This window comes from Pseudomonas sp. GM41(2012), from assembly GCF_000282315.2.
Classification (GTDB): Bacteria; Pseudomonadota; Gammaproteobacteria; order Pseudomonadales; family Pseudomonadaceae; genus Aquipseudomonas.
The window spans coordinates 382,249-403,295 of record NZ_AKJN02000008.1; the positions used below are offsets into that span (position 1 = coordinate 382,249).

At 59.0% G+C, this 21,047-nt stretch carries 17 protein-coding genes; 6 read left to right on the top strand and 11 right to left on the bottom strand.

Features of this window, described 5'->3' with window-relative positions:
* Positions 1–102: 102 nt before the first annotated feature.
* The 6 genes from PMI27_RS06565 to PMI27_RS06540 form a co-directional block, all read right to left on the bottom strand.
* Positions 103–2,085: a hypothetical protein gene (locus PMI27_RS06565; RefSeq protein WP_008156170.1), complete on the bottom strand. Its 1,983-nt coding sequence runs from the start codon at positions 2,083–2,085 to the stop codon at positions 103–105.
* 66 nt (positions 2,086–2,151) lie between these two features.
* Entirely contained in the window at positions 2,152–5,319 is a 3,168-nt protein-coding gene (locus PMI27_RS06560) for an RCC1 domain-containing protein (protein ID WP_008156168.1), read from the bottom strand.
* 116 nt (positions 5,320–5,435) lie between these two features.
* Positions 5,436–7,376, bottom strand: coding sequence for a cyclic di-GMP receptor LapD (gene lapD / locus PMI27_RS06555; protein ID WP_008156166.1), 1,941 nt, complete (start codon positions 7,374–7,376; stop codon positions 5,436–5,438).
* A 22-nt stretch (positions 7,377–7,398) separates the two neighbouring features.
* Positions 7,399–8,106, bottom strand: a complete 708-nt coding sequence (gene lapG, locus PMI27_RS06550) for a cysteine protease LapG (RefSeq protein WP_008156165.1) — start codon at positions 8,104–8,106, stop codon at positions 7,399–7,401.
* Between the two features lie 252 nt (positions 8,107–8,358).
* Positions 8,359–8,754, bottom strand: a complete 396-nt coding sequence (locus PMI27_RS06545; RefSeq protein WP_008156164.1) for a YbaN family protein — start codon at positions 8,752–8,754, stop codon at positions 8,359–8,361.
* Between the two features lie 10 nt (positions 8,755–8,764).
* Entirely contained in the window at positions 8,765–9,352 is a 588-nt protein-coding gene (locus tag PMI27_RS06540; RefSeq protein WP_008156162.1) for a UPF0149 family protein, read from the bottom strand.
* 412 nt (positions 9,353–9,764) lie between these two features.
* On the opposite strand from PMI27_RS06540, the gene recQ reads away from it, so the two are divergent.
* The 4 genes from recQ (at position 9,765) to PMI27_RS06520 (ending at position 14,661) form a co-directional block, all read left to right on the top strand.
* Positions 9,765–11,891, top strand: coding sequence for a DNA helicase RecQ (gene recQ / locus PMI27_RS06535; RefSeq protein WP_008156159.1), 2,127 nt, complete (start codon positions 9,765–9,767; stop codon positions 11,889–11,891).
* A 119-nt stretch (positions 11,892–12,010) separates the two neighbouring features.
* Positions 12,011–12,445: a MarR family transcriptional regulator gene (locus PMI27_RS06530; RefSeq protein ID WP_008156157.1), complete on the top strand. Its 435-nt coding sequence runs from the start codon at positions 12,011–12,013 to the stop codon at positions 12,443–12,445.
* 128 nt (positions 12,446–12,573) lie between these two features.
* On the top strand, positions 12,574–14,340 hold the full coding sequence (locus tag PMI27_RS06525) for a FimV/HubP family polar landmark protein (RefSeq protein WP_008156155.1): 1,767 nt from the start codon (positions 12,574–12,576) through the stop codon (positions 14,338–14,340).
* Positions 14,341–14,373: 33 nt separating this feature from the next.
* Entirely contained in the window at positions 14,374–14,661 is a 288-nt protein-coding gene (locus PMI27_RS06520) for a SelT/SelW/SelH family protein (protein ID WP_008156153.1), read from the top strand.
* On the opposite strand, the gene PMI27_RS06515 is transcribed toward PMI27_RS06520, so the two are convergent.
* Both PMI27_RS06515 and PMI27_RS06510 read right to left on the bottom strand, forming a co-directional pair.
* The gene (locus PMI27_RS06515; RefSeq protein ID WP_008156151.1) at positions 14,655–15,548 is read right to left on the bottom strand and encodes a DMT family transporter; all 894 of its coding nucleotides are present in this window, start codon (positions 15,546–15,548) and stop codon (positions 14,655–14,657) included. The two genes, PMI27_RS06520 and PMI27_RS06515, sit on opposite strands and share 7 nt — an antisense overlap.
* A 74-nt stretch (positions 15,549–15,622) precedes the next feature.
* Complete coding sequence (locus PMI27_RS06510) at positions 15,623–16,387, bottom strand: helix-turn-helix transcriptional regulator (protein WP_008156149.1); 765 nt, start codon at positions 16,385–16,387, stop codon at positions 15,623–15,625.
* A gap of 129 nt (positions 16,388–16,516) precedes the next feature.
* On the opposite strand from PMI27_RS06510, the gene PMI27_RS06505 reads away from it, so the two are divergent.
* The gene (locus tag PMI27_RS06505) at positions 16,517–17,332 is read left to right on the top strand and encodes a UDP-2,3-diacylglucosamine diphosphatase (protein ID WP_008156147.1); all 816 of its coding nucleotides are present in this window, start codon (positions 16,517–16,519) and stop codon (positions 17,330–17,332) included.
* 137 nt (positions 17,333–17,469) lie between these two features.
* Here PMI27_RS06505 and PMI27_RS06500 read toward each other — a convergent pair whose 3' ends face one another.
* Both PMI27_RS06500 and PMI27_RS06495 read right to left on the bottom strand, forming a co-directional pair.
* Positions 17,470–18,060, bottom strand: a complete 591-nt coding sequence (locus tag PMI27_RS06500; protein ID WP_008156145.1) for an HD domain-containing protein — start codon at positions 18,058–18,060, stop codon at positions 17,470–17,472.
* Positions 18,061–18,087: 27 nt separating this feature from the next.
* Positions 18,088–18,399 (bottom strand): Mpo1-like protein, encoded by a 312-nt coding sequence (locus tag PMI27_RS06495; protein WP_008156143.1) that lies wholly within the window; start codon positions 18,397–18,399, stop codon positions 18,088–18,090.
* A 160-nt stretch (positions 18,400–18,559) separates the two neighbouring features.
* On the opposite strand from PMI27_RS06495, the gene PMI27_RS06490 reads away from it, so the two are divergent.
* Positions 18,560–19,621 (top strand): AraC family transcriptional regulator, encoded by a 1,062-nt coding sequence (locus PMI27_RS06490; protein ID WP_081757436.1) that lies wholly within the window; start codon positions 18,560–18,562, stop codon positions 19,619–19,621.
* On the opposite strand, the gene PMI27_RS06485 is transcribed toward PMI27_RS06490, so the two are convergent.
* Complete coding sequence (locus PMI27_RS06485) at positions 19,578–21,032, bottom strand: TrkH family potassium uptake protein (RefSeq protein WP_008156138.1); 1,455 nt, start codon at positions 21,030–21,032, stop codon at positions 19,578–19,580. The two genes, PMI27_RS06490 and PMI27_RS06485, sit on opposite strands and share 44 nt — an antisense overlap.
* Positions 21,033–21,047: the final 15 nt, after the last annotated feature.

Sequence of the window (21,047 nt, forward strand, 5' to 3'; positions counted from 1 at the left end):
GTGGTTGCCCCTCAATCATGGAAACTTTATGGCTGAAGGGAGAAATGCAGCGCCGGGAGCCAGTCGAGGGTGTTCGCCTGGCCCCGGGGGGCAGAGTTGGTACTAAGCGTCTCGTGCCGGGTCAAAATCCTGCGCCGGGAGAAGACCGCCCCATGTCACGCAGCGGTTGTCCTCTTTGCGTGCGACAAAGCCCCCATACACGGCTCCTGAAGGAGAGGGTCTGCTCTGAACCGTATAGATTTCAACAACCCCGCTGTTCAATGCGCTTTGCAACGCTGGGGGAATCAGGCCGCCGTCCTGGTTCGGTCTGCCCCAGGCAACGACAGCGCCTTTGGTTTGGCCTTGATCGACCAGTGCGGCAAACGCACCGTTGGAGCAATACACTTTACGAATGGTACTGGCCATCAGGACCTGACGGGTCTCGTCAGGAAGTGTGCCTCCCGTTGCAGCCAATCCCCAGGCGATGACATCTTTGGTGCGACCATCGGCATCGCGACTGATCAACACGAAGCTACCGTCATTGCGTACCAGTTCGATGTCGCCACCATCTTTTGTTGCAACCCTGGACGACACTCGTGTCGATGCAGGGGGGGCGGAGAAAGCTCCAAAAGCCGCGAATGCCCCGAATGCCTCGGCGTCAGAGGGTTCGGCAACAGGGCTGGCTTCAAACAGTGATTCGATACGGCTTTGGGTGTCGCCTTCTTCAAAAAGTGCCTGTGCGTTCATGGAGGGTTTATCGACGCTTTCTGTTCTGGCCTTTACGCCCATGGCTCCCATAGCACCCATGGCCATGCTTCGGGTCGGGATCGGCCCCCCGCCGTAACCTGCATATCCCCAGGCTGCTGCCTGGCCTTTGTCATTGACAAAACAAAAGGCCCAGGGGCAGGCCCCACACAATACAAGGTTGCCCTTGGCAGCAAGGCTTGCTGCCGCTTCAGACATCGTGCCGCCGTGACTCGGACTCCCCCAGGTCACGGCTTTTTTCCTGTCCAAGGTGATTGCACAGAAGGCATGCTCATTGGCAATGACGGTTTGAACGCCTTTATCGTTGTAGATTTTATCCAGCGCGTCGGCCGGAATGGTGCCATTTGTTCCCCAGCCGATCAAATGGCGCTCGTCAGAGATTGCGCAAAACGCTTGAGATGAGGCAATGATTCGTTCCACCTTCATCTCGTCGAGTTCTGCCTGCACATTGGCCGGGATGACACCGCCTGTGGCGACCGGCCCCCAAGCGTATACCTTGCCGGCCTTGGTTAGCACAGCGAATGAGCTGGTGGTGGAATAGATGGCGGTTGGCGGGTCAAAAAACAGCTTGGTCTGAATAGCCAATGGGACCTCGCCCCCCGTCGCCGCGGAGCCGATAGCGCCAATGGTGTGTTCACCCGGTTTGGGGTCTTTATAGATAAACGCTATTGACGTCTCGTTGGTGTAAACCGCTTTGACATCCTTGATAATCGGCTTGTTGGCGGGCATGTTCGGACCCCAGGCAAGCAGCTGGTTACCGCGGCCTACCGGCACCAAAGCACCAAAGCTGCTATGGGTAGAGAACATGGTGGCGGCAGGGTTGTTCTCCAGCATTCTCTTTATATCGTCGGGCACAACACCACCGTAGGTACTGGCTCCAAAGATGGTAAGGTTCTGTGTGACCCGGTTTTTAAACGCCATTGCGCCCGCCGAGGTGGTGATCATTCCGTCCTTGGGGGTATTGGCGTGAAAGGCGTACTGACCGCGCTGCTTCAGGTAACTGTTCTCGCTCTCTTCGTCCGAGATGTTCTGGAATCCCCCCGTGGTGATGATGATCGGCTCGGAGAAGGTCTCCTCGCCAGTTTCACCGGACAAGGCGCTCGGAGTCACCGAGAATGTCAGCTCCATGCCATCGTGTTCGGGCAGCAGCGTTAAATCGAGCGTAGTGGCAATTACGTCGCCAGCCTTTCCCCCGTTGTACCAGCAGAACGTTGAGCCACTTTCGGGATTTTCGTCCGCATTCTGGTAGAGGTAGCTGCCGGTAATTGTTCCGCCAACGAGTGGTTGACCCATGATGGTGACGTCGCTGACAGTTGGTGCGGCTTTCACGTTGATGCTCATTGCATTTCTCCAGGGATAGGTTTCCCCACGTGCAGGAAACACAGTTCAAAAACTATTGGTTGTTGTTCACTCGGCGTAAGAAATCTGACCCTCGAGCGGTTTAAGATCGGGAGCGCCTGATCCCCAGGCGTACACCGTGTCTTGCGGAGTCAGAAGCACCCAATGAGGGCCCGCGTGGTAAACCCCGGCGGCTTCATGGCCCTCGGCTACCCCTGAATTGATGCCCCAGGACACTACCGTGAAGTCCTCCAGCAACGCGCTGAAAGATCCATAAGACGCCGACAACGTGAGTACCGGCCCAAGCCCCTGTGGAATCGTTGCTCCCTCGCCCGGATTTCCCCAAGCGACCAGCGAACCGTCCTTTTTCAATGCGCAGAAGGCGGTAGTGGTACCAGTAACATGCTGTACATTTTGCAAGGTGCCTGGCGCAGCGCCGCCGAATCGGGAGTTACCCCAGGCAATCGCCGATCCATCTACTTTCAAGGCGGTAAACGCTGCGCTGGTCGAACTGATATGCGTCACGTTCAGGAGCTGCTTTGCAATCGCTGCGGGAATCTCTCCGCCGTGCTCCTTGGAACCCCACGCCACAACCTTGCGATCAGTCTTGAGGGCTGCGAACGCGCGATTGTTGGCACTCAGGCGTGCAGTACCATTGGCTGCGGTTATGTTCAGACCTTGGGGCCAGGTCTCTCCCCAACTGAAGACACGACCGTCACTCAGTAATGCGCTGAAGTCGGTGGTCGTGCCGACAACCTGTTTCACCTGTCTGAGTTGTGAGCTGATCGCGGTGGGAATGACACCACCGAATTCTTTACGACCCCAGGCCACGAGGCTGCCATCGGCGCGCAGGGCGACAAATGCACCGCCACCGCTGGCGGCAATTTTCTTCACGCTTCGCAGTTGAGCGCTGATGATCGGCGGGATCGTCCCCCCGAACTCGGCAGCTCCCCACGCTCTGACGGTGCCATCTCGTTTGATCGCGGCATAAGCGAGCCCGCCGGCCACGACGTAGCTCACATCAGTGAGATCAACTGGGGGGAGCATTTCGGCGTTATCACTCCAGCCAAAAACACTGCCGTCATTCTTGGTAATGCACCCGCTGTGACGGTCTGCCAGATTGAACAAGCCCGTGATGTTGCCTGGGCGCAGAATGTGTTTCTCGATGAGAGTGCCCTGGTCTTGCAGGGTGACGACCAAGGGGCGTTCAGGCTCGATGTCGATAAAGTACTGACCTGCAATGCCGGAACTGTCGCCTTCATAGGCCCACAACACGTCACCACTACGAGTGGGGGTACCATTCAAGAGTGTCGGGTTCGAATAGTAATGAGGACCACTGGACGAGCGTCTGCCAACGATTTGCAGTACAGGTCGAGCTTTGCTGATTTTCAGGGTCAGCGTGTTCGAATAGCGAGTTTTTTTCTCAGAGGGTCGGTTGACTTCGTACCAGACTTCTACAATGCCGCGGCGATTGGGCAAGAGATGGTCGGTGACGAATTGGCTGCCAAGCTTGAACTCCACAGGCTTACCCGCGGTGAATGAGTTCAGGGTGATCGAATCACTGATACTGCCGCTGGTTGATCCCAACCAGGTGAACTTCACCACGTCTTCAGCTTGTGTACCGGTGTAGGGAATCGTCAGCCGAAATCCAGTGAGGACATCTTCGGGGTTGAGTGTGCCGCCTTGTTCCTTCTCGACTTCAGGTACTGCAAGCTCCAGCAATGGAGCCCCGATGATGAGCGTTTCCAGGTGAATGGATTCACGCTTGGTGGGTTTTTCGTCATCACCAATCGAATGGATCAGGTAGTACAGATCAAGTTTGCCGTCCTTGATTGCGACAATATGCTGACCGCTCACAGTGATGGGGATCGGCCGCCGATTGAGCATATCGTTGTTGCTGATCGGATACCGCTCCAGCCCCGGTTCGTAACTGCCGTTGTCGTGTTGGGTGCCCACCCATCTGAGCTCGATTTCCTGCCCGGCATCCATCGACTCATCGAATGGAATGCTGATGGTGGTGCTCGCGAGTGCAGGGTCAAGTGCACCTTGACGCGCATCGTCGGCGACGGGTGCTGCCAGGCGATTGGCTTCACCGATGATGTCAATGAATCGCCCTTTTGATTTCAGGTTTTTCGTCCCATCCTGATTTTCAAGGCGATAGGAAAAAACAGCCTGGGTCTGGGCGAGTAAACGTACAGCAGCATTTGGCAGCTCCACCTCGACGATAGTGTCAGGCTGTTTGTCGATGGTTTTGGAGACATTGATATCCACCGCCGGGCCTTCCAGCGGGTAGCCCTTGAGGTTGACAACAATGATGTCGTCTTTTTCAAAACTGGGTTTTTTCGCGTTGATCTGGACAATGACCTTTTCGCCGCCCAGCGCATCGAGATCAAGTACGTGGCCATCCGCTTGCTTGACCACGGGGGCATCGAGTCGTGAATTACCGGTATCGACCTCGACCCACTGCGGGGCGCTCCAGTCTTCGGAATGGTTGTTCACGACATCCCTGACATAAAAGGCGACTGCCAAGCCTTCTTCGTCAGAGTCGCCCACCAAAAGAATGGTTTCTTCGTCAACGGTAATGACGATGGGGTTGTTTGCCGGATCCTTTATTTGCAGTTCTGTCACCGGGGCCGACTCGACAATCTTCCAGCCCCAGCTCAGCCTGCATATATCGCCCACCGCAATATTGGGGTAAGCCTCTTTTTTTGTGCTGCCCGGCTTGGCCATGATGGTGATGGGTACGCCGTTTTTGGCGGTTTCTTTGTCCACGACTCCGCCAATGATTTGCGGGTCAATGAACATGTACAGTTCAGAATGTCCTGGCGTACTGCCATTTTCATCCTTGCCGCCAGGTCGCTCGAGTTTTGCGTAAACGCGGATTGGTGTTTCTGGCGCGTCGGACCCTCCACTCAATCGCGAAACGCTGTAGTTCAGCGTATAAGCGCCGGTGGTAAGGCGCCAGGGCTCAACGAACAAGGTCACGCGCTGTTTGACTTCATTGGCATCAATAACGTCATGATCGACTTCAATGCCATCGAGCAGTAGCACGACCTTGTCACCTACCTCCATTGGGTCCCATGGCTGGATTTGGCACTTCAATCCGTCATCCGGATTTACCCCTTGGGCGGCGGCGATGTTAATCCCCCATTCCTCTGAGGGAAGTGCGGGCTCGGTACGATCCGGAATGTCTAGTTCAGGCAATGATCTGACATTGGTCGGGAATTGGGAGGCCATCGATGCAACTCCGGTCAAGGAATAAGTGACGGAGTTATTAGGTCCCTAAGTCGCGTGTGTGGCTACTGTCACATTTGACAGGTAGATGATGGTTTCCGACGAATGGTCCAACCGCATTACATCGGCTCCGGCGGCCCAATCAACCGCCCCATCACCCCAAACAATCCCAACTCCCGGATTACCTCCAGCTCTCCTTTGGTCTCCACCATCTCCGCAATCAACGGCAAATCAATGCTGTTGGTCGCCCGGAAAATCGCCTCGATGAACAGCTTTTTATCACTCTGCTCATCAATGTGACGGATGTACGCCCCATCGATTTTCAAGTAAGCCAGCCCCAGTTGAGCCAGGTTGCCGATCTGGCCGAAGCTGCCACCAAAATGCTGCAGACCGATGCGGTAACCGGTGTTGAGCAGGCTGTGGCTCAGACGTTGCAGTTCTTCCTGAGGGGGCAGTTGGCGTTCGTCGATTTCCAGAATCAGCAACGGCGCGAGTTCGGGCAGCGATTCGAGCATGTCGAGGATGTGTTGCAGCTGTGCTGGATCGCGCAGGGTGCTGCCGGACAGGCTTAACGCCAGTGGCCAACGATTGACGATGAGGTAGTCGAGGGTGGCTTCGAGCATGGCCAGGTCGAATCGGGCCGACCAGCCGAGTCGCTCGATCCACGGCAGGAAATGCCCGGCGGCAATGGCCTCGCCCTGCGGGTCGAGCAGGCGTGCGAGGACTTTGTGATGCAGCACCTGGCTGGTGTCGGCGCATTGCACCACCGGCTGGAAATACAGTTGCATCTTGCCTTGGTTCAGGGCGTCGTCGATCCAGGTTTGCCAGTCGTTTTGGGACGGGGTCGGCGCGGTGATGGAGTCGGCCAAGTGGACCCACGGGCGCTCGGGATGTTGCCGGGCTTCGGTCAACGCCTGGTCCAGGCGCGTCAGCACGTCACTGGCTGGCTCGCCGGGGTGGTAAGGGGCGATCCCCAAGTGTGCCACCGGCATGGAGTCGCTGGCGCCGGTCAGGCGCAGGTTTTCCAGGGTGGCGCTGATTTCGCTGGCCAGGCGTGCGGCGTCGGCGCTGTCCAGCCCTGGCGTCAGCAAGCTGAATTCACCGCCGCGGTTGCGCGCCGCAAGCCAGGTGCGACGTTCCGGTGGCTGGGTCAGGCGCTTGAGCAATTCGCCGACGGCGCTGATCAGCGCATCGGTGCGCTGGCCACCCAGGCGTTGGTTGAGACCGACCAGATCGTTGATTCGCAGCATCAGCAAATGGCCGTCGCTGCTCTGCTCGGAGACCAGCAACTCGTCGGCCAGTTCTTCATCCAGCAAGCGTCGATTGGCCAGGCCTGTAAGGCTGTCCTGATAAGACTCGACCCGCAGTTTTTCACTGCGTGCGACCTCTTCGGCGAACAGCGCCTTGAGCTTCTCGACCATCTGGTTCATGGCCAGCACCACGCGTTTCAACTCCGGTGTGCGCGGCAGTTTCGGCAGGCTGAGGAACTCGCGTTTGCTGATGGCTTCGGCCTGTTTGACCATGCTTTCGAGTGGCCGAAATTGCCGGCGCAGCAACCAGCCGCCAAACACGGCACTGAGCAGGCCGCACACCAGCAACCAGATCAGACTGCCGAGGGTGCTGTCCCAGAGTTTGGCCAGGGCGAACTGCGGATTGCTCAACACTTCGACCCGTGCCGCCTGGACCCAGCCGCGCATGATCAGCGCTTCGCCACCGGGTGGGTGCAGGTTGACCAGGTTCACAAACCAGGCGGGAACGCCCTCGATTTGCCCCGGCACACTGCGTTCTACCAGCACCTGCGCATCCTCGATGTTGATGATTCGAATACTGCTGAAATAACCGCTGTCGAAAATCGAGCTGACCATTAATTCGATCATGGCCGGGTCATCGATTTGCGCGGTCAACGACAAACCTAACGCGGTGGCGGCGTCCTGGGCGTGGGAGCGCAACTGGCTGAGCATCTGGTCGCGAGAGCTTTCCAGGCTGACAAAAAAACTGCCGCTGAACGCCACCAGCAAGAACAGGCAGATGGCGAGAAACAACTGTTTACGCAGTGACATAAATCGCTCCTTGCTCAGGTGGCTAGCCGTCGCCCACGGCGAACCCTTCGGCCTGCATCTTTTTGAGTACGTCCTGCCAGCGCGACAGTTTTTTCGAGTCGCTGCTGCGTTTGCCGCCATTGGCTCCCGGCAAGTACAGGCCTTCGGCATTGAAGGCGTACACCGGCAGCAAGTCTTGGCGTTGGGAGGCGGGTCGGACGTCGCCGATCAAGTTGTCCAGCACCAGCGGATCGGCCGTGGGGCTGTTGTAGAACGTCAGCACCATGTGCGCCTGGTTCTGGGTCAGGGCTTTTACGTAGGTGATGCGTAGTTTTTCGCTGGGAATTCCCAGGTAGCGCAGGCTGAAATATTTCGCCAGTGCGTAGTCCTCGCAATCAGCGGCACCCTTGATCAGGGATTCGATGGGCGTTGCCCAGTAATCGGTCTGATGCCAGACGCGGGTGTCGTCCAGAAAGCTCAGTTGCTGATTGAAGAAGCGATTGACCGCGTTCAGTTGCTCGCGCTCGGGGGCGTTGACTTCGCTTTGCAGCATCTGACTCCAGGCCTCGATCCTTCCCCGTCCCGAACCGAGGGTGCCGTAGCGATTTTCGGCGGTTTGCAGAATCTGCGTAAAACTCCAGTTGGCCCCGACACTGCCTAGCCCGGCTAACAGAAAAGTGATCAGCAACAGCCATCCGCCGAACCGAAGTCGGAGCGTTGACCATCCTGGACTACGCAGACTGCGGGACATGTCTGGCCGCTCGGGTGCAGATGCCTGAAGTCTAGGCGGTGTTTTCAGCCAGGCAGGACAGATCGTCGGTTGGTGGTAGTGGTGGTGGTGGTGGACCCTGTGGCGAGGGGACTTGTCCCCGTTCGGCTGCGCAGCAATCGTAGATCCAGCAAGCGCGGTGTGTCAGAGGTAATCGGGTCGCAGGGTTTGGGGTCGCTTCGCAACCCAACGGGGACAAGTCCCCTCGCCACAAGAGCCCTTGCGCCACAGGGGTCAGGGTTTGTGCAGGGTTTTCTGTTTGAGGATGTAGAGGGTCACCAGCACGGCGCTGGTCAGCATGAACCCCCGCGCCCACGGCAGGGGCACCAGATAGCAGGAGAGCAGGATGCTCGCCCACATCAGGCCGATGGCGTAGACCTTACCCTTGAGCGGGATGCCGTTGCCGCTCAGGTAATCGCGAACCCACGGCCCAAGCCGCGGATGTTCAACCAGCCAATGATAAAAGCGCGGCGAACTGCGGGCGAAGCAGGCGGCCGCCAGCAGCAGGAAGGGCGTGGTGGGCAATACCGGCAGGAAAATCCCGATCACCCCCAGCGCTACGCTTAGCCAGCCGATGGCCAGCAGCACGTAACGCAACATCAGGGAGCGGTTGCCTATGGGGTTGTCCATAGGCAAAACCTTAGTGGTGACGAGGCTTGAGGATCGCCGGTTTTTCGTCTGGCGCCTGGCACAGCAGGTACAGCGCGGTCAGGGCTTCCGGGATCTGTACGATCATGTCGTCCATCAGGTTGGCGTCTTTGGCGATGTCTTCGAACTCAGGCTGTTCGTCGAACAGACCCGAACCGACCATGATCGGCAGCAGCATTTCGCTGACTTCGTCTTCGGCGGTTTCGAACCAGGCTGCTTCGCGCAGGAACACGCCTTCCATGAAACCGATGCACCAGCCGCGCAGGTCGGAATCGTCCGGCTCTTCGCCCAGGTCCAGGTCACAAGGCAACTCGAACTCTTCATCGGACGCCAGTTGGCGAGCGATGTGAGCCTTGAGGGCCAACAGGGTGGATTCGATCGCTTCACGCTCGGTGTCGTCGGCGTAATGCGGCTCTTCAGCGAAGAGGGCGTCGATCCATTCACGGTCGGGAACGGTTTCGGAACAGATCGACAGCGCAGTGAGGTAGCCGTGGGCGGCCACGTAGTCCAGCGCCTCGTCATGCAGTTCGTCGGCGTCGAGGAAGACTTGCAGGCGGGTTAGTTGCTCAGCGAAGGACATTAAAGGGCTACCTTGGGGAATATACGATGCAGGAATTCTAGGCCTTCTTGAGCGGTCAGGCCAGCCGCGCGGAATATTTGGACCCATGCAGGAGTATGGAGCGCCGCAATCCCTGTGGGAGCGAGCCTGCTCGCGATGGCGGCAGCCCAATCAACATTGATATTGAATGTAACGCCGCCATCGCGAGCAGGCTCGCTCCCACAGGTTGCGCGCAGTGTTCGTCCTTGTGTGTCTTATCAGCGGCACCCTTTGCAGGGGAGGGGTCGGGTATACTCCCGCGTTTTGTGATGCCCTGCCGGCGTCGCGGCTGAAATGAAAAGCGTCATGCAATGCGCACTTACGATTTGTCGGTGCAGCCTTCGTGGTTCTGAACCAGCCTTGCAGGGATGTTTTTGTGATTTTTGGAGTTTCTATGCTCGAACAGGCTCAACGCGTCCTCAAGGACATCTTCGGCTACGACAGTTTCCGTGGCCGTCAGGGTGCAATCATTGAGCGCGTGGCCAGTGGCGGCGACGCCCTGGTGCTGATGCCTACCGGTGGTGGCAAGTCCTTGTGCTTCCAGGTGCCGGCGCTGTTGCGCGAAGGCCTGGCGGTGGTGGTGTCGCCGCTGATCGCCCTGATGGACGACCAGGTCGCCACCCTCGAAGAGCTGGGTGTCGCTGCGGCGGCATTGAACTCCACGCTCAGCGCCGAGCAGCAGCGCGATCTGGCGGCACGGATCAAGCGCGGTGAAGTGAAAATGCTTTATCTCGCGCCCGAGCGTCTGGTTCAGCCACGGATGCTGGCTTTCCTGCAAAGTCTTGAAATTTCCCTGTTCGCCATCGACGAAGCCCACTGTGTGTCCCAATGGGGCCACGACTTCCGCCGCGAATACCTGCAATTGGGCCAGTTGGCGGAATTGTTTCCCAACGTCCCGCGTATCGCCCTGACCGCGACTGCCGATAAGCGTACCCGGGAAGAAATCGTCGACCGCCTTCATCTTCAGGATGCCGAGCGCTTCCTGTCGAGTTTCGACCGTCCCAACATTTTCTATCGCATCGTGCCCAAAGAGCAGCCGCGCAAGCAGTTGCTGGCGTTCCTCGCCGAACGGCGCAGCGATGCCGGCATCGTCTATTGCCTGTCGCGCAAGAAAGTCGACGAAGTGGCGGTGTTCCTCAGCGAGCAAGGCTTCCCGGCGCTGCCGTACCACGCCGGTCTGCCCAACGATACCCGGGCTCATCACCAGAAGCGCTTCCTCAATGAGGAAGGCCTGATCATGGTCGCCACCGTGGCGTTCGGCATGGGCATCGACAAGCCCAACGTGCGCTTTGTCGCTCACCTCGATTTGCCAAAATCCCTCGAGGCGTACTACCAGGAAACCGGTCGTGGCGGTCGTGACGGTCTGCCGGCAGACGCCTGGATGGCCTACGGCCTGCAAGACGTGGTGATGCTCAAGCAGATGCTGCAGAACTCCGAGGGCGACGAGCGCCACAAGCGTCTGGAACAGCACAAGCTCGACGCCATGCTCTCGCTCTGCGAAGAAACCCGCTGCCGCCGCCAGACGCTGCTGGCCTATTTCGACGAAGACATGCCCGAGCCGTGCGGCCATTGCGACAACTGCGTCGATGGCGTGCAGACCTGGGACGCCACCGAGCCGGCCCGTCAGGCGCTTTCGGCGATCTACCGCACGGGCCAGCGCTATGGCGTCGGGCATTTGGTCGATGTATTGCTGGGCAAGGACAACGAAAAGGTTCGCAACTTCGGCCATCAACATCTGTCGGTATTTGGTGTAGGCAAGGCGATGGGAGAGAGCGAATGGCGCTCCTTGTTCCGTCAGCTGGTTGCCCGCGGTCTGGCGGACATCGACCTGGAAGGCTACGGCGGCCTGCGTCTGAGCGACACCTGTCGACCGTTGCTCAAGGGCGAAGTGACCCTGGAGCTGCGTCGCGACCTCAAGCCGCAAACCACGGCCAAAAGCAGCAAGAGCCAGGCGAGCCAACTGGTTCGCGGCGAAGAGCGCGAACAGTGGGAAGCCTTGCGCGCCCTGCGTCGAAAACTCGCCGAAGAGCATGGCGTGCCGCCGTACGTCATCTTCCCCGACTCGACACTGCTGGAAATGCTCCGCAGCCAACCGACCTCGCTGTCGGAAATGGCCACGGTCAGCGGCGTTGGCGCGCGCAAGCTGGAGCGTTACGGCGAGGCCTTCCTCGAAGTCCTCGGCGGGCAAGTCGAGGCGCCGAAAGTGGTGGCCGACCTGCGCCACGAACTGATCACCCTGGCCCGAGCCGGCATGACACCGTTGCAGATCGCCGGTCAGCTGCAATGCTCGGAAAAGAACGTCTACACCCTGCTCGCCGAAGCGATTGGCAAGCAACAGTTGTCGCTGGAGCAAGCGCTGGATCTGCCTGAAGAGTTGATGGGTGAAATCCAGGATGCGTTCCTCGACGGCGAGGGCGAATTGCCGCCCGTGTCGGAGATTGCCGCATTGTTTGCCGGGCGAGTGCCGGAAGGCGTTTTGTACTGTGTTCGGGCGGCGCTGCAATCCGAATTCGAGATTTAGGTGATCTGCCCCATAGATGTAACGATTCAGTACAGAGCAAGCCTTGCCTCTGGCCAAGGGTCATGCTTAGCTGACTAATAATTAGTTTTTCTTTATTTCAGTCTAATCATGAGTGTTTTATGCCGTTAACCGACCAACACCGCTTTGGCATGCAACTGGCCCAGATGTCGCGCGGCTGGCGTGCCGAACTGGACCGCCGTCTGGCTGGCCTGGGGCTGTCCCAGGCGCGCTGGCTGGTGCTGCTGCACCTGGCGCGTTTTGATGATGCCCCGACCCAACGTGAACTGGCGCAGAGCGTCGGCGTTGAAGGGCCGACCCTGGCTCGTCTGCTCGACAGCCTCGAAAGCCAGGGACTGGTGCAACGTCAATCGGTGCTGGAAGACCGCCGGGCGAAGAAAATCGTCCTCTGTGCCCCGGCCCTTCCCTTGATCGAACAAATTGAAACCATTGCTACCCAACTGCGCCACGAGTTGTTCGACGGCGTCGATGAGGCGGACTTGAAGGTCTGCATGCGTGTCCACGGGCACATTCTGGCCAACCTGGAAAAATCTTGAGGCATTAACGCACCCAAGACTTTTGAGATACCCCGTTGGGCAGACTATAAAGAACTACTTGGCAATATCGTGTTCGTACCGGATGTGCGAACGCGTACAAGATGGTTCTGGTTATCTAAGGGATGCTCATGCTCGAGAGTTGGCACATGGCTTTACGGTGTTGCACCAGGCTGCTTCTGGTCGGTGGTGCTGTCACTTACTCGGCATTGGCGCCCGCGTTGGGCTTGGGTGATATCACCCTGCATTCAGCGCTGAATCAGCCGTTGCGCGCCGATATCGCACTGGAAGATGCCGCAGGTCTGGAGGAGGGCGAGCTCTCCGTCAGCCTGGCGACAGCAGACGAGTTCAGCCGCGCCGGCATCGATCGGGTGTTTTTCCTCAATAATCTGAAATTCACCCCGATACTGCGCGGCAACCGCAGCCTGATCCGGGTGAGCTCCAGCAAACCGGTCAATGAACCTTTCCTGAACTTCCTGGTGCAGCTCAATCAGCCCAACGGGCGGGTGCTGCGCGAATACACGGTGCTGATCGATCCGCCGGGTTCGCCGGGGATTGTTCCCGTCACTGACGAACCGGTGACCGACGTTCAGCCCTCTGGATTCCCGAAGGTTGAGGCGGCTGTTGCGAAGCCACCTGCGGCGAAAGCCAAACAGTCGCCACCCCCTCCTGCCGCAGCGCCTGTGAGTGATCCGGTTGCCGAACAACTGGCCGCCAGCGTGCTGCGAAACCAGCAACTGCAAGCAACCATCGATGAATTGACTGCGAAGCTTCAGGCCCAGGAGGAGCAGGTCGCCGGTCAGAAAAAGCAGGTGACTGAACTGCAAACCCAATTGGCGGAAATCAAGACCGCAACGGTGGAGCCGGTTGCACCCGCCGTTGTGGCTCCCGCGCCGGCCATTGTTGAAGAGCCTGAGGCTACTAACTGGGGGCTGATTCTCGGGTTGTTGGCGGTGGTGGCTCTGGTGTTGCTGGGGTTGTTCGTTCGGCGTCAACGACAACAGGTTCAGGCATTGCCCGACGCTTTACCTGTTTTGCCGTCACGGCATGAACCGGTGCTCAATCGCACTGCAAAACCGGTTGCCCAATCGTCAGAGGTGCAACCGGCAACTGAATCGGGTGAAGAGTCGCCCGCAGGCGATGTGCTTGAAGGGGTTGATATCTATCTGGCCTATGGCCGTTTTTCCGAAGCGGCCGGTTTGTTGCGAGAGGCGCTGATCAAGGAGCCGCAACGCACGGATCTTGCCGTTCAGCTGTTGGAAGTCTTGGGTCAACAGGGTGACGTACCCGCCTATGAAGCACAGGAAAACAACCTGCGTGACGCCGGATACGACCTGCAAGAACTTCAGAATATTCGCGCCCGACACCCGAAACTGAGCAGCGCAGCACCGTTGGCCGTTGCAGCGTCAATGACTCCCCCCAAGGCTGCGATTGCCGAAGCAGCACCCAACGATGAGTTCCAGTTGAACCTGGATGACCTGTCGATGGATTCGAGTTGGGACCTGATCAGCCCTTTTGAACACTCGCCGTCGGCCGCGAAGCCATCGAGCGAATCCGCGCCGGTCGAGCCGCCGTTTGCCTCGAACCTGCGTGTCTTGCCCGAGGTGTTTGAAATGCCCCTGGACGAGCCCGAACTTGAATGGGTCGCCGAGCCTGATTCGCAGACTCTGGATGACACCTTTCTCAACGAGTTCAGCGATCCCGGCCAGTCGCTGGAACTGCAACCGCTGAACCTGGAACCGCCCGAGCCGAGCAGCGCCGAAAAACTCGAACAAGCCCAGACCTGCATTGATGACGGCGATGTGGACAGCGCCATCGAATTGCTCAATGAGTTGCTCAAGGAAGGTAACGAGCCGCTTAAGCAGACCGCCCGGAACCTGCTCGCCGGGCTATCATAGCGGCGCCCCTCTGGCTCAGGAGTTTCGCCAATCATGACTGCACGCAAACCGGAAATCATCATCACGTATTGCACGCAATGCCAGTGGCTGTTGCGTGCTGCCTGGCTGGCCCAGGAACTGCTCAGCACGTTTGGCGACGACCTCGGCAAAGTGTCGCTGGTGCCCGGCACCGGTGGGGTGTTTCACATTTTCTGTGACGATGTGCAGATTTGGGAGCGCAAGGCTGATGGCGGTTTCCCGGAGGCCAAAGTGTTGAAGCAGCGGGTCCGTGATCAAATTGATCCGGAGCGCGATCTGGGGCACAACGACCGCACTCAGTGAGAGGCGGCTTCTGCCGCAACGGTCTTTTTGCTTGAACCGCCCGAGAGTCGGCTGGAGACTACGATCGCCACGATGATCAACGCGCCACCGATCAGCATGCGCAGCGTCGGGTTTTCATCAAACAGCAGCCAGGCCATGGTGATGCCGTAAACCGGCTCCAGGGCGAACACCACGGCCGCGGTCCGCGCCTTGATCACTGCCAGGCTGGCAACGAACAGACTGTGAGCGACGCCAGTGCAGAACACCCCGAGCAATGCGATCCACAACCAGTCGATGGCGCGCACTTCGCTCAACTGCGGTGCCGCCACCGGCAACAGGCACAACGCGACCACCACGTTCTGACACAGCGCCGCCTGCACCGCCGGGATTCGCCCGGAGCTGGCGCGGTTGGTCAGCGATAGCAGAGAGAACAGCAAACCTGAGCCCACCGCCCACAGCAGACCCATTGTGGCGCCGCTGGCCAGATCGAAATCAGGGGTGACCAGCACCAGCCCGACACTGACCAGCGCCACCAGCAGGATTTCGTTGGCGCGAATTCGCTCGCGGAAGATCAACCCTTCAAGGATCACGGTAAACGCCGGGAAGCTGGCGAAACCCAGGGTCGCGATTGCCACGCCAGCGACCTTCACTGCAATGAAAAAACTCACCCAGTGTCCGGCCAGCAGTAAACCGCTGAGCAACAGTCGGCGCCAGTCCACAGCCTCGAGTTTCTGCCAGCGAGTAGTGCTGGCGAATCGCGCAAAAACGGCCAATGCCAGCACAGCGAATGCAGCACGTCCGAAGACGATGATGGCGGGGGAGGCGGCAGCCAGTTTGCCGAAGACACCGGTCAGGCCGAACATCAATGCGCCAATATGCAAAGCGCCAAGGGCGGTACGGGGAGTCATTGCAATCCTTGAAAAACGTATAAAACCAGGCCCTATATTGAACCGCGCAACTTCCCGTTGTGTCTGTCGCCAGACTATCGTCCTTTGTCGCCAGCCTCTCGGCGCAACTTGCCAGGCGATGCGCCAAACTCCCGCAACACCGCTGCAGCAAATGCACTCTGGGAACTGTAACCGACCCGACTGGCAACCTCGCCGATGGGCAATGGCGAATCCCGCAGCAGTCCCACAGCGATATGCAAACGTCGACTGCGGATGTAATCCATCGGCGTCTGCCCGCATTCAGCAACGAACCGCGCATGCAGCCGAGCGCTGGACAGACCGGCGACGCGTGCCAGATCGGCGACTTGAAGTGGATAGGCGGCGTACTGATCGATGTGCGCATTCAGCGCCGCATAAGGCAGGCGCCGACCGCCGACGATCTCGGGTTTGGCGTTGTTGAGGCTGGCCAGCAACAACACCGCGCCTTGTTGCGCGATCAATGGATCGTTGACCTGACTGCCCGCCAACCAACTGACCAATTGGCTTTGCCCGGCATCGAGGGGCAGGCGACCGGCGTTGTCGAGCAAACGACGGCTGGCCTCGGCGTGATCGCCCAGGGACTGAGAAACCCATTGGTCGCTGGGCACATCCAGCACCAGGCAACGGCTGCCATTGGCGCTACCGCAGGCGTGATGGAAACCGGACGGCACCACCACGAAACTCTGTTGAACCACCTGACTGCCATGCCCGTCGACCTCGAAATCCAGCGCACCCGACAGCCCGAACACCAGTTGCGCGTGGTCGTGACTGTGGACGATCAGGTCATGAGTGTATTGGCGTAGCGTGAGGATCGGTCTCATCGCAGGTCTCCTGGTCAAGGTGCGGTCAGTCTACACCGGCCGGGCGCTGTCACAGGACTGACTCGCCACTGTCATGGGCGATTAACCCGACCGGCGCAAGCTTGTAAAAACTTTTCCAGAGGGTTGCCCATGACCAGCGCCGAGCTCGCCAAACCCAGTCGTAAGCAACGTGTGCGAACCTTGTGGATTTCCGACGTGCATCTGGGCACCCGGGATTGCCAGGCCGAACACCTGTCGCAGTTTCTCAAGGGCTATCACGCGGACAAGATCTACCTGGTCGGCGACATCATCGATGGCTGGAAGCTGCGCGGCGGCATGTACTGGCCTCAGGCGCACACGAATGTGATCCGCCGCTTGCTGACCATGAGCAAGCGCGGCACCGAGGTGATCTACGTCACCGGCAACCACGACGAATTCCTGCGCCGCTATTCGAAGCTGATTCTGGGCAATATCCAACTGGTGGATGAAGCCGTGCACGTGACCGCCGATGGTCGCCATCTTCTGGTCATTCATGGCGACCAGTTTGACGTGATCACGAGGTATCACCGCTGGCTGGCCTTTCTCGGCGACTCGGCCTACGAATTCACCCTGACCCTCAACCGCTGGCTCAACCATTGGCGCGCACGCTATGGCTACGGTTACTGGTCGCTGTCGGCGTACCTCAAGCACAAGGTCAAAACCGCGGTCAGCTTCATCAGCGATTTCGAAGAAGCCATCGCTCACGAATGCGTCAAACGCGAGTTGCACGGCGTGGTGTGCGGGCACATTCACCATGCCGAGATACGCAAGGTCGGCGGGGTGGACTACCTCAATTGCGGGGATTGGGTGGAGTCGTGCACCGCGCTGATCGAGCATTGGGACGGATCGATCGAGTTGTATCGACTGGCGGATGCCCAGGCGCGGGAGGCCGAGTTGAAAGCCATCAAAATCGCAGAGCCCGCCTGAAAATCAGGGTGTCTGGGCAGGCCCCATCGCGAGCAGGCTCGCTCCCACATTTTTGATCGTGTTTTCCTGAAAGAACTCGGTCACCTGTGGGAGCGGGCTTGCTCGCGAATGGACTGCGCAGCAGTCCCCAAGATTTATCAGGCCGACGCGTGTTCTTCCATCGCCACCTTGTAAATCGAGTACTTGGGCTGCGCAAACAACCGTTCCATCATCGGCTCAAAGAAGCTCAGCGGCAGCGTGTCATACGCCGGATCAAACGCCGCTGCGTCATATTTGGCGCAAAACTCAATCGTCGCCTGATACTGCGGATGCCCGCTGAATTGCTCGCGCAAATGCCGGTCCATCCCTAGATGATGGAAGAAGTAATACCCCTGGAAAATTCCGTGTTTCTCGACCATCCACAGGTTCTCGGCGCTGACGAACGGCTTGAGGATTGCCGCAGCGATGTCCGGGTGGTTGTAGGAACCCAAGGTGTCGCCGATGTCGTGAAGCAGTGCGCAGACCACGTATTCTTCATCGCGGCCATCACGCCAGGCACGGCTGGCGGTTTGCAGGGAATGGGTCAGACGATCCACCGGGAAGCCGCCAAAATCACCCTCCAGTAATTTCAGGTGCGCCACAATCCGTGTCGGCAATTGCCTCGCATAGGCACTGAAATCTGCGGCGATGATTGCCCAGTCTTCCTGCGTGCCGTCCTGCATGTGGGTGAAACGGGCGTGGGCGTTCATCGGCTCTCCTCCTGTGGTTCATTGCGCCTAGAACGGCACGCGACCCAGAATCATGTCTCGGTACATGACGAAATCGCCGAGCAGGCTGTAAAACGGATGTTGAAAGGTCGCGGGACGGTTCTTCTCGAAAAAGAAATGCCCGGCCCAGGCGAAGCTGTAACCCGCCAGAGGAAGGGCCCATAACAGCAGCCAGGCGCCTTTGCCGATGGTCAGGGCCAGGATGAAAATAACCAGCGTCGTGCCGATAAAGTGCAGTCGTCGGCAGGTGCTGTTGCTGTGTTCGCTGAGGTAATACGGGTAGAACTCAGCGAAGCTGTTGAAACGTTTGATGTTTTCCACGACTGCGATCTCTGTGGTTACTGTTCTGACTGCAAGTTGTTCTGCGGGTAGCTTATTTGAGTCTAGAGTGATCATTGGCATCAGCCAGTGACAATAGGCGCCACTTTAGTATCCTTCGGAAATTGGCCGTAGCATGCGGCTCATCATGTAAGTGGACGACATGAGCGAACGAACGACTTCTGCAAGCTGGGCGATGGGGATTGTCAAAGCTCTGGAGATGGACGGCCTGGATTGCCGGGTGCTGTTCAAACAGCTGGGGCTCGACTACGCGGCACTGGATGATCCGGACGCGCGCTTCCCGCAAGATTCCATGACGCGACTGTGGCAGCGCGCGGTTGAGCTGTCCGGTAACCCGGCGATTGGCCTGAACATGGGCAAGGTAGTGCGACCGGCCTCCTTTCATGTGGCCGGTTACGCCTTGATGTCCAGCCAGACCCTGGCCGAAGGCTTTCAACGGCTGGTGCGCTATCAGCGGATCATTGCGGAAAGTGCCGACCTGAGTTTCCGATTGCTGGAAGAAGGCTACGCGCTGATTCTGACGGTCCACGGCGACCATCTGCCACCGACCCGGCAGAGCGCCGAAGCTTCACTGGCCTGTGCCCTGGCGCTGTGCGGCTGGTTGACCGGGCGCACCCTGCAACCGCGCAAGGTGCTGGTGCAGGGCGAAGAGCCCGCCGATCTCGAACCTTATAAACAAGCCTTCCATGCGCCTTTGGTGTTCAACGCACCGTATGACGCCTTGATCTTCGAACGCGCTGACATGGAGGCACCGCTGCCTACCGCCAACGAGGCGATGGCGCTGTTGCATGACCGTTTTGCCGGTGAATACCTGGCGCGATTTTCCGAGAGTCGCGTGACCCACAAGGCGCGACAGGTGCTGTGCCGTTTGCTGCCCCAGGGCGAACCCAAGCGCGATACCGTGGCGCAGACGCTGCACCTGTCGCAACGCACCTTGCAGCGACGCCTACAGGAAGAGGGCACGAGTTTTCAGACGTTGCTGGACGACACCCGGCGTGAACTGGCCGAGCAATACCTGGCGCAGCCGACCATGACCTTGCTGGAAATTGCCTACCTGCTGGGGTTCGCCGATCCGAGCAACTTCTTCCGTGCTTTCCGCCGCTGGTTCGACGCCACCCCTGGCGAGTACCGGGCGCGGCTGATGGGCGCGCTTGCGCCTGTCAGTGACGCCAGAACGCCGGAATACACAGAACAAACACCGTAATGATCTCGAGTCGGCCCAGTAGCATGCCGAACGAGAGAATCCACTTGGCCGCGTCCGGCAGGGTGGCGAAATTGCCCGCCGGGCCAATGGTCTCGCCCAGGCCCGGGCCAACACCGGACACCGTGCTGGCTGCGCCGGTAAGGGCGGTCATCCAGTCCACGCCGAGCAGCGACAACAGCAGTGCGATCACGCAGATGGTGATGGCAAAGAAGAACGAAAAGGTCAGAATCGAACGCACGATCTCTTCGTCGAGGCGGTGACCGTTGTACTTCTGCTTGATCACCGCGCGTGGATGAATCAACTGGTTAAGGTTGGCCTTGAGCAGGATGTACGCGACCTGGAAGCGGAAAATCTTGATCCCGCCGGCGGTCGAGCCCGAGCAGCCGCCGACAAAACCCAGGTAGAAGAACAGCATCAGTGAGAAGTTGCCCCACAGGCTGTAGTCCCCCAGCGCAAATCCTGTGGTTGTTACCACCGAGGTCACGTTCAGCGCCACATGCCGCAGCGCCTCCAGCCAATGCAACTGGGTGGTCCACCAGTACCAGGTGCCGAGCACCAGCCAGGTCACCAGCAACATGCCGAGCAAGCCTTGAACCTGCTGATCCTTGATCAGTGCTTTGCGATTACCGCGCAAGGTCGCTACATACAGGGTGAACGGCAGGCTGCCGAGGATCATGATGACGATCGCCACCCAGTGCACCGCCGGCTGCGTCCACTTGGCCAGAGACTGGTCGGACGTTGAGAAACCACCGGTGGAGATCGCCGACATCGCGTGATTGATCGCATCGAACGGGCTCATCCCGGCCCACCAGAACGCCAGGCTGCCGATAATGGTGATGCCGACGTAGGCCGCAACGATCAAACGCGCCACCATGTGCGAACGGGGCATGACTTTTTCGGAACGGTCCGACGACTCGGTCTGAAACAGCCGCATGCCACCAATGCGCAGCAGTGGCAGAATCGCTACCGCCATGCCGATAAAGCCGATGCCGCCGATCCAGTGCAGCAACGAGCGCCACATCAGAATGCCAGGGGACATGGCGTCCAGGCCCGTGAGCACCGTCGACCCGGTGGCGGTAATGCCGGACATGCTTTCGAAGAACGAGTCGGTGTAGCTGATGTGCTGGGTCAGCAGGAACGGCAGCGCGGCGAAGATGCACACCACCAGCCAGCTGCTGACCGTCAGCAAGTACATGTCTCGCGGGCGCAGGTGTACATGTTCCGGGCGACCGGGGATGACCAGCGCGAGGCCGGCGACAAAGGTAATCATGCTCGCCCAGAGGAACGACGTCAGGTCGCTGGTGCGGTCGAAAATCACCAGTGTGGCCATGGGCACGACCATGGCGATGGCCAGGGTGATCAGGAAGATGCCGATGATGAAACCAATGAGACGTAAGGTCGGCAACGCCATGAAGTCCGCTCGGGC

Excerpts from the sequence above, each read along its gene's own strand:
- PMI27_RS06565 (WP_008156170.1), bottom strand. The coding sequence starts at position 2,085 with ATGAGCATCAACGTGAAAGCCGCACCAACTGTCAGCGACGTCACCATC.
- PMI27_RS06560 (WP_008156168.1), bottom strand. The coding sequence starts at position 5,319 with ATGGCCTCCCAATTCCCGACCAATGTCAGATCATTGCCTGAACTAGAC.
- lapD (WP_008156166.1), bottom strand. The coding sequence starts at position 7,376 with ATGTCACTGCGTAAACAGTTGTTTCTCGCCATCTGCCTGTTCTTGCTG.
- lapG (WP_008156165.1), bottom strand. The coding sequence starts at position 8,106 with ATGTCCCGCAGTCTGCGTAGTCCAGGATGGTCAACGCTCCGACTTCGG.
- PMI27_RS06545 (WP_008156164.1), bottom strand. The coding sequence starts at position 8,754 with ATGGACAACCCCATAGGCAACCGCTCCCTGATGTTGCGTTACGTGCTG.
- PMI27_RS06540 (WP_008156162.1), bottom strand. The coding sequence starts at position 9,352 with ATGTCCTTCGCTGAGCAACTAACCCGCCTGCAAGTCTTCCTCGACGCC.
- recQ (WP_008156159.1), top strand. The coding sequence starts at position 9,765 with ATGCTCGAACAGGCTCAACGCGTCCTCAAGGACATCTTCGGCTACGAC.
- PMI27_RS06530 (WP_008156157.1), top strand. The coding sequence starts at position 12,011 with ATGCCGTTAACCGACCAACACCGCTTTGGCATGCAACTGGCCCAGATG.
- PMI27_RS06525 (WP_008156155.1), top strand. The coding sequence starts at position 12,574 with ATGCTCGAGAGTTGGCACATGGCTTTACGGTGTTGCACCAGGCTGCTT.
- PMI27_RS06520 (WP_008156153.1), top strand. The coding sequence starts at position 14,374 with ATGACTGCACGCAAACCGGAAATCATCATCACGTATTGCACGCAATGC.
- PMI27_RS06515 (WP_008156151.1), bottom strand. The coding sequence starts at position 15,548 with ATGACTCCCCGTACCGCCCTTGGCGCTTTGCATATTGGCGCATTGATG.
- PMI27_RS06510 (WP_008156149.1), bottom strand. The coding sequence starts at position 16,387 with ATGAGACCGATCCTCACGCTACGCCAATACACTCATGACCTGATCGTC.
- PMI27_RS06505 (WP_008156147.1), top strand. The coding sequence starts at position 16,517 with ATGACCAGCGCCGAGCTCGCCAAACCCAGTCGTAAGCAACGTGTGCGA.
- PMI27_RS06500 (WP_008156145.1), bottom strand. The coding sequence starts at position 18,060 with ATGAACGCCCACGCCCGTTTCACCCACATGCAGGACGGCACGCAGGAA.
- PMI27_RS06490 (WP_081757436.1), top strand. The coding sequence starts at position 18,560 with ATGAGCGAACGAACGACTTCTGCAAGCTGGGCGATGGGGATTGTCAAA.
- PMI27_RS06485 (WP_008156138.1), bottom strand. The coding sequence starts at position 21,032 with ATGGCGTTGCCGACCTTACGTCTCATTGGTTTCATCATCGGCATCTTC.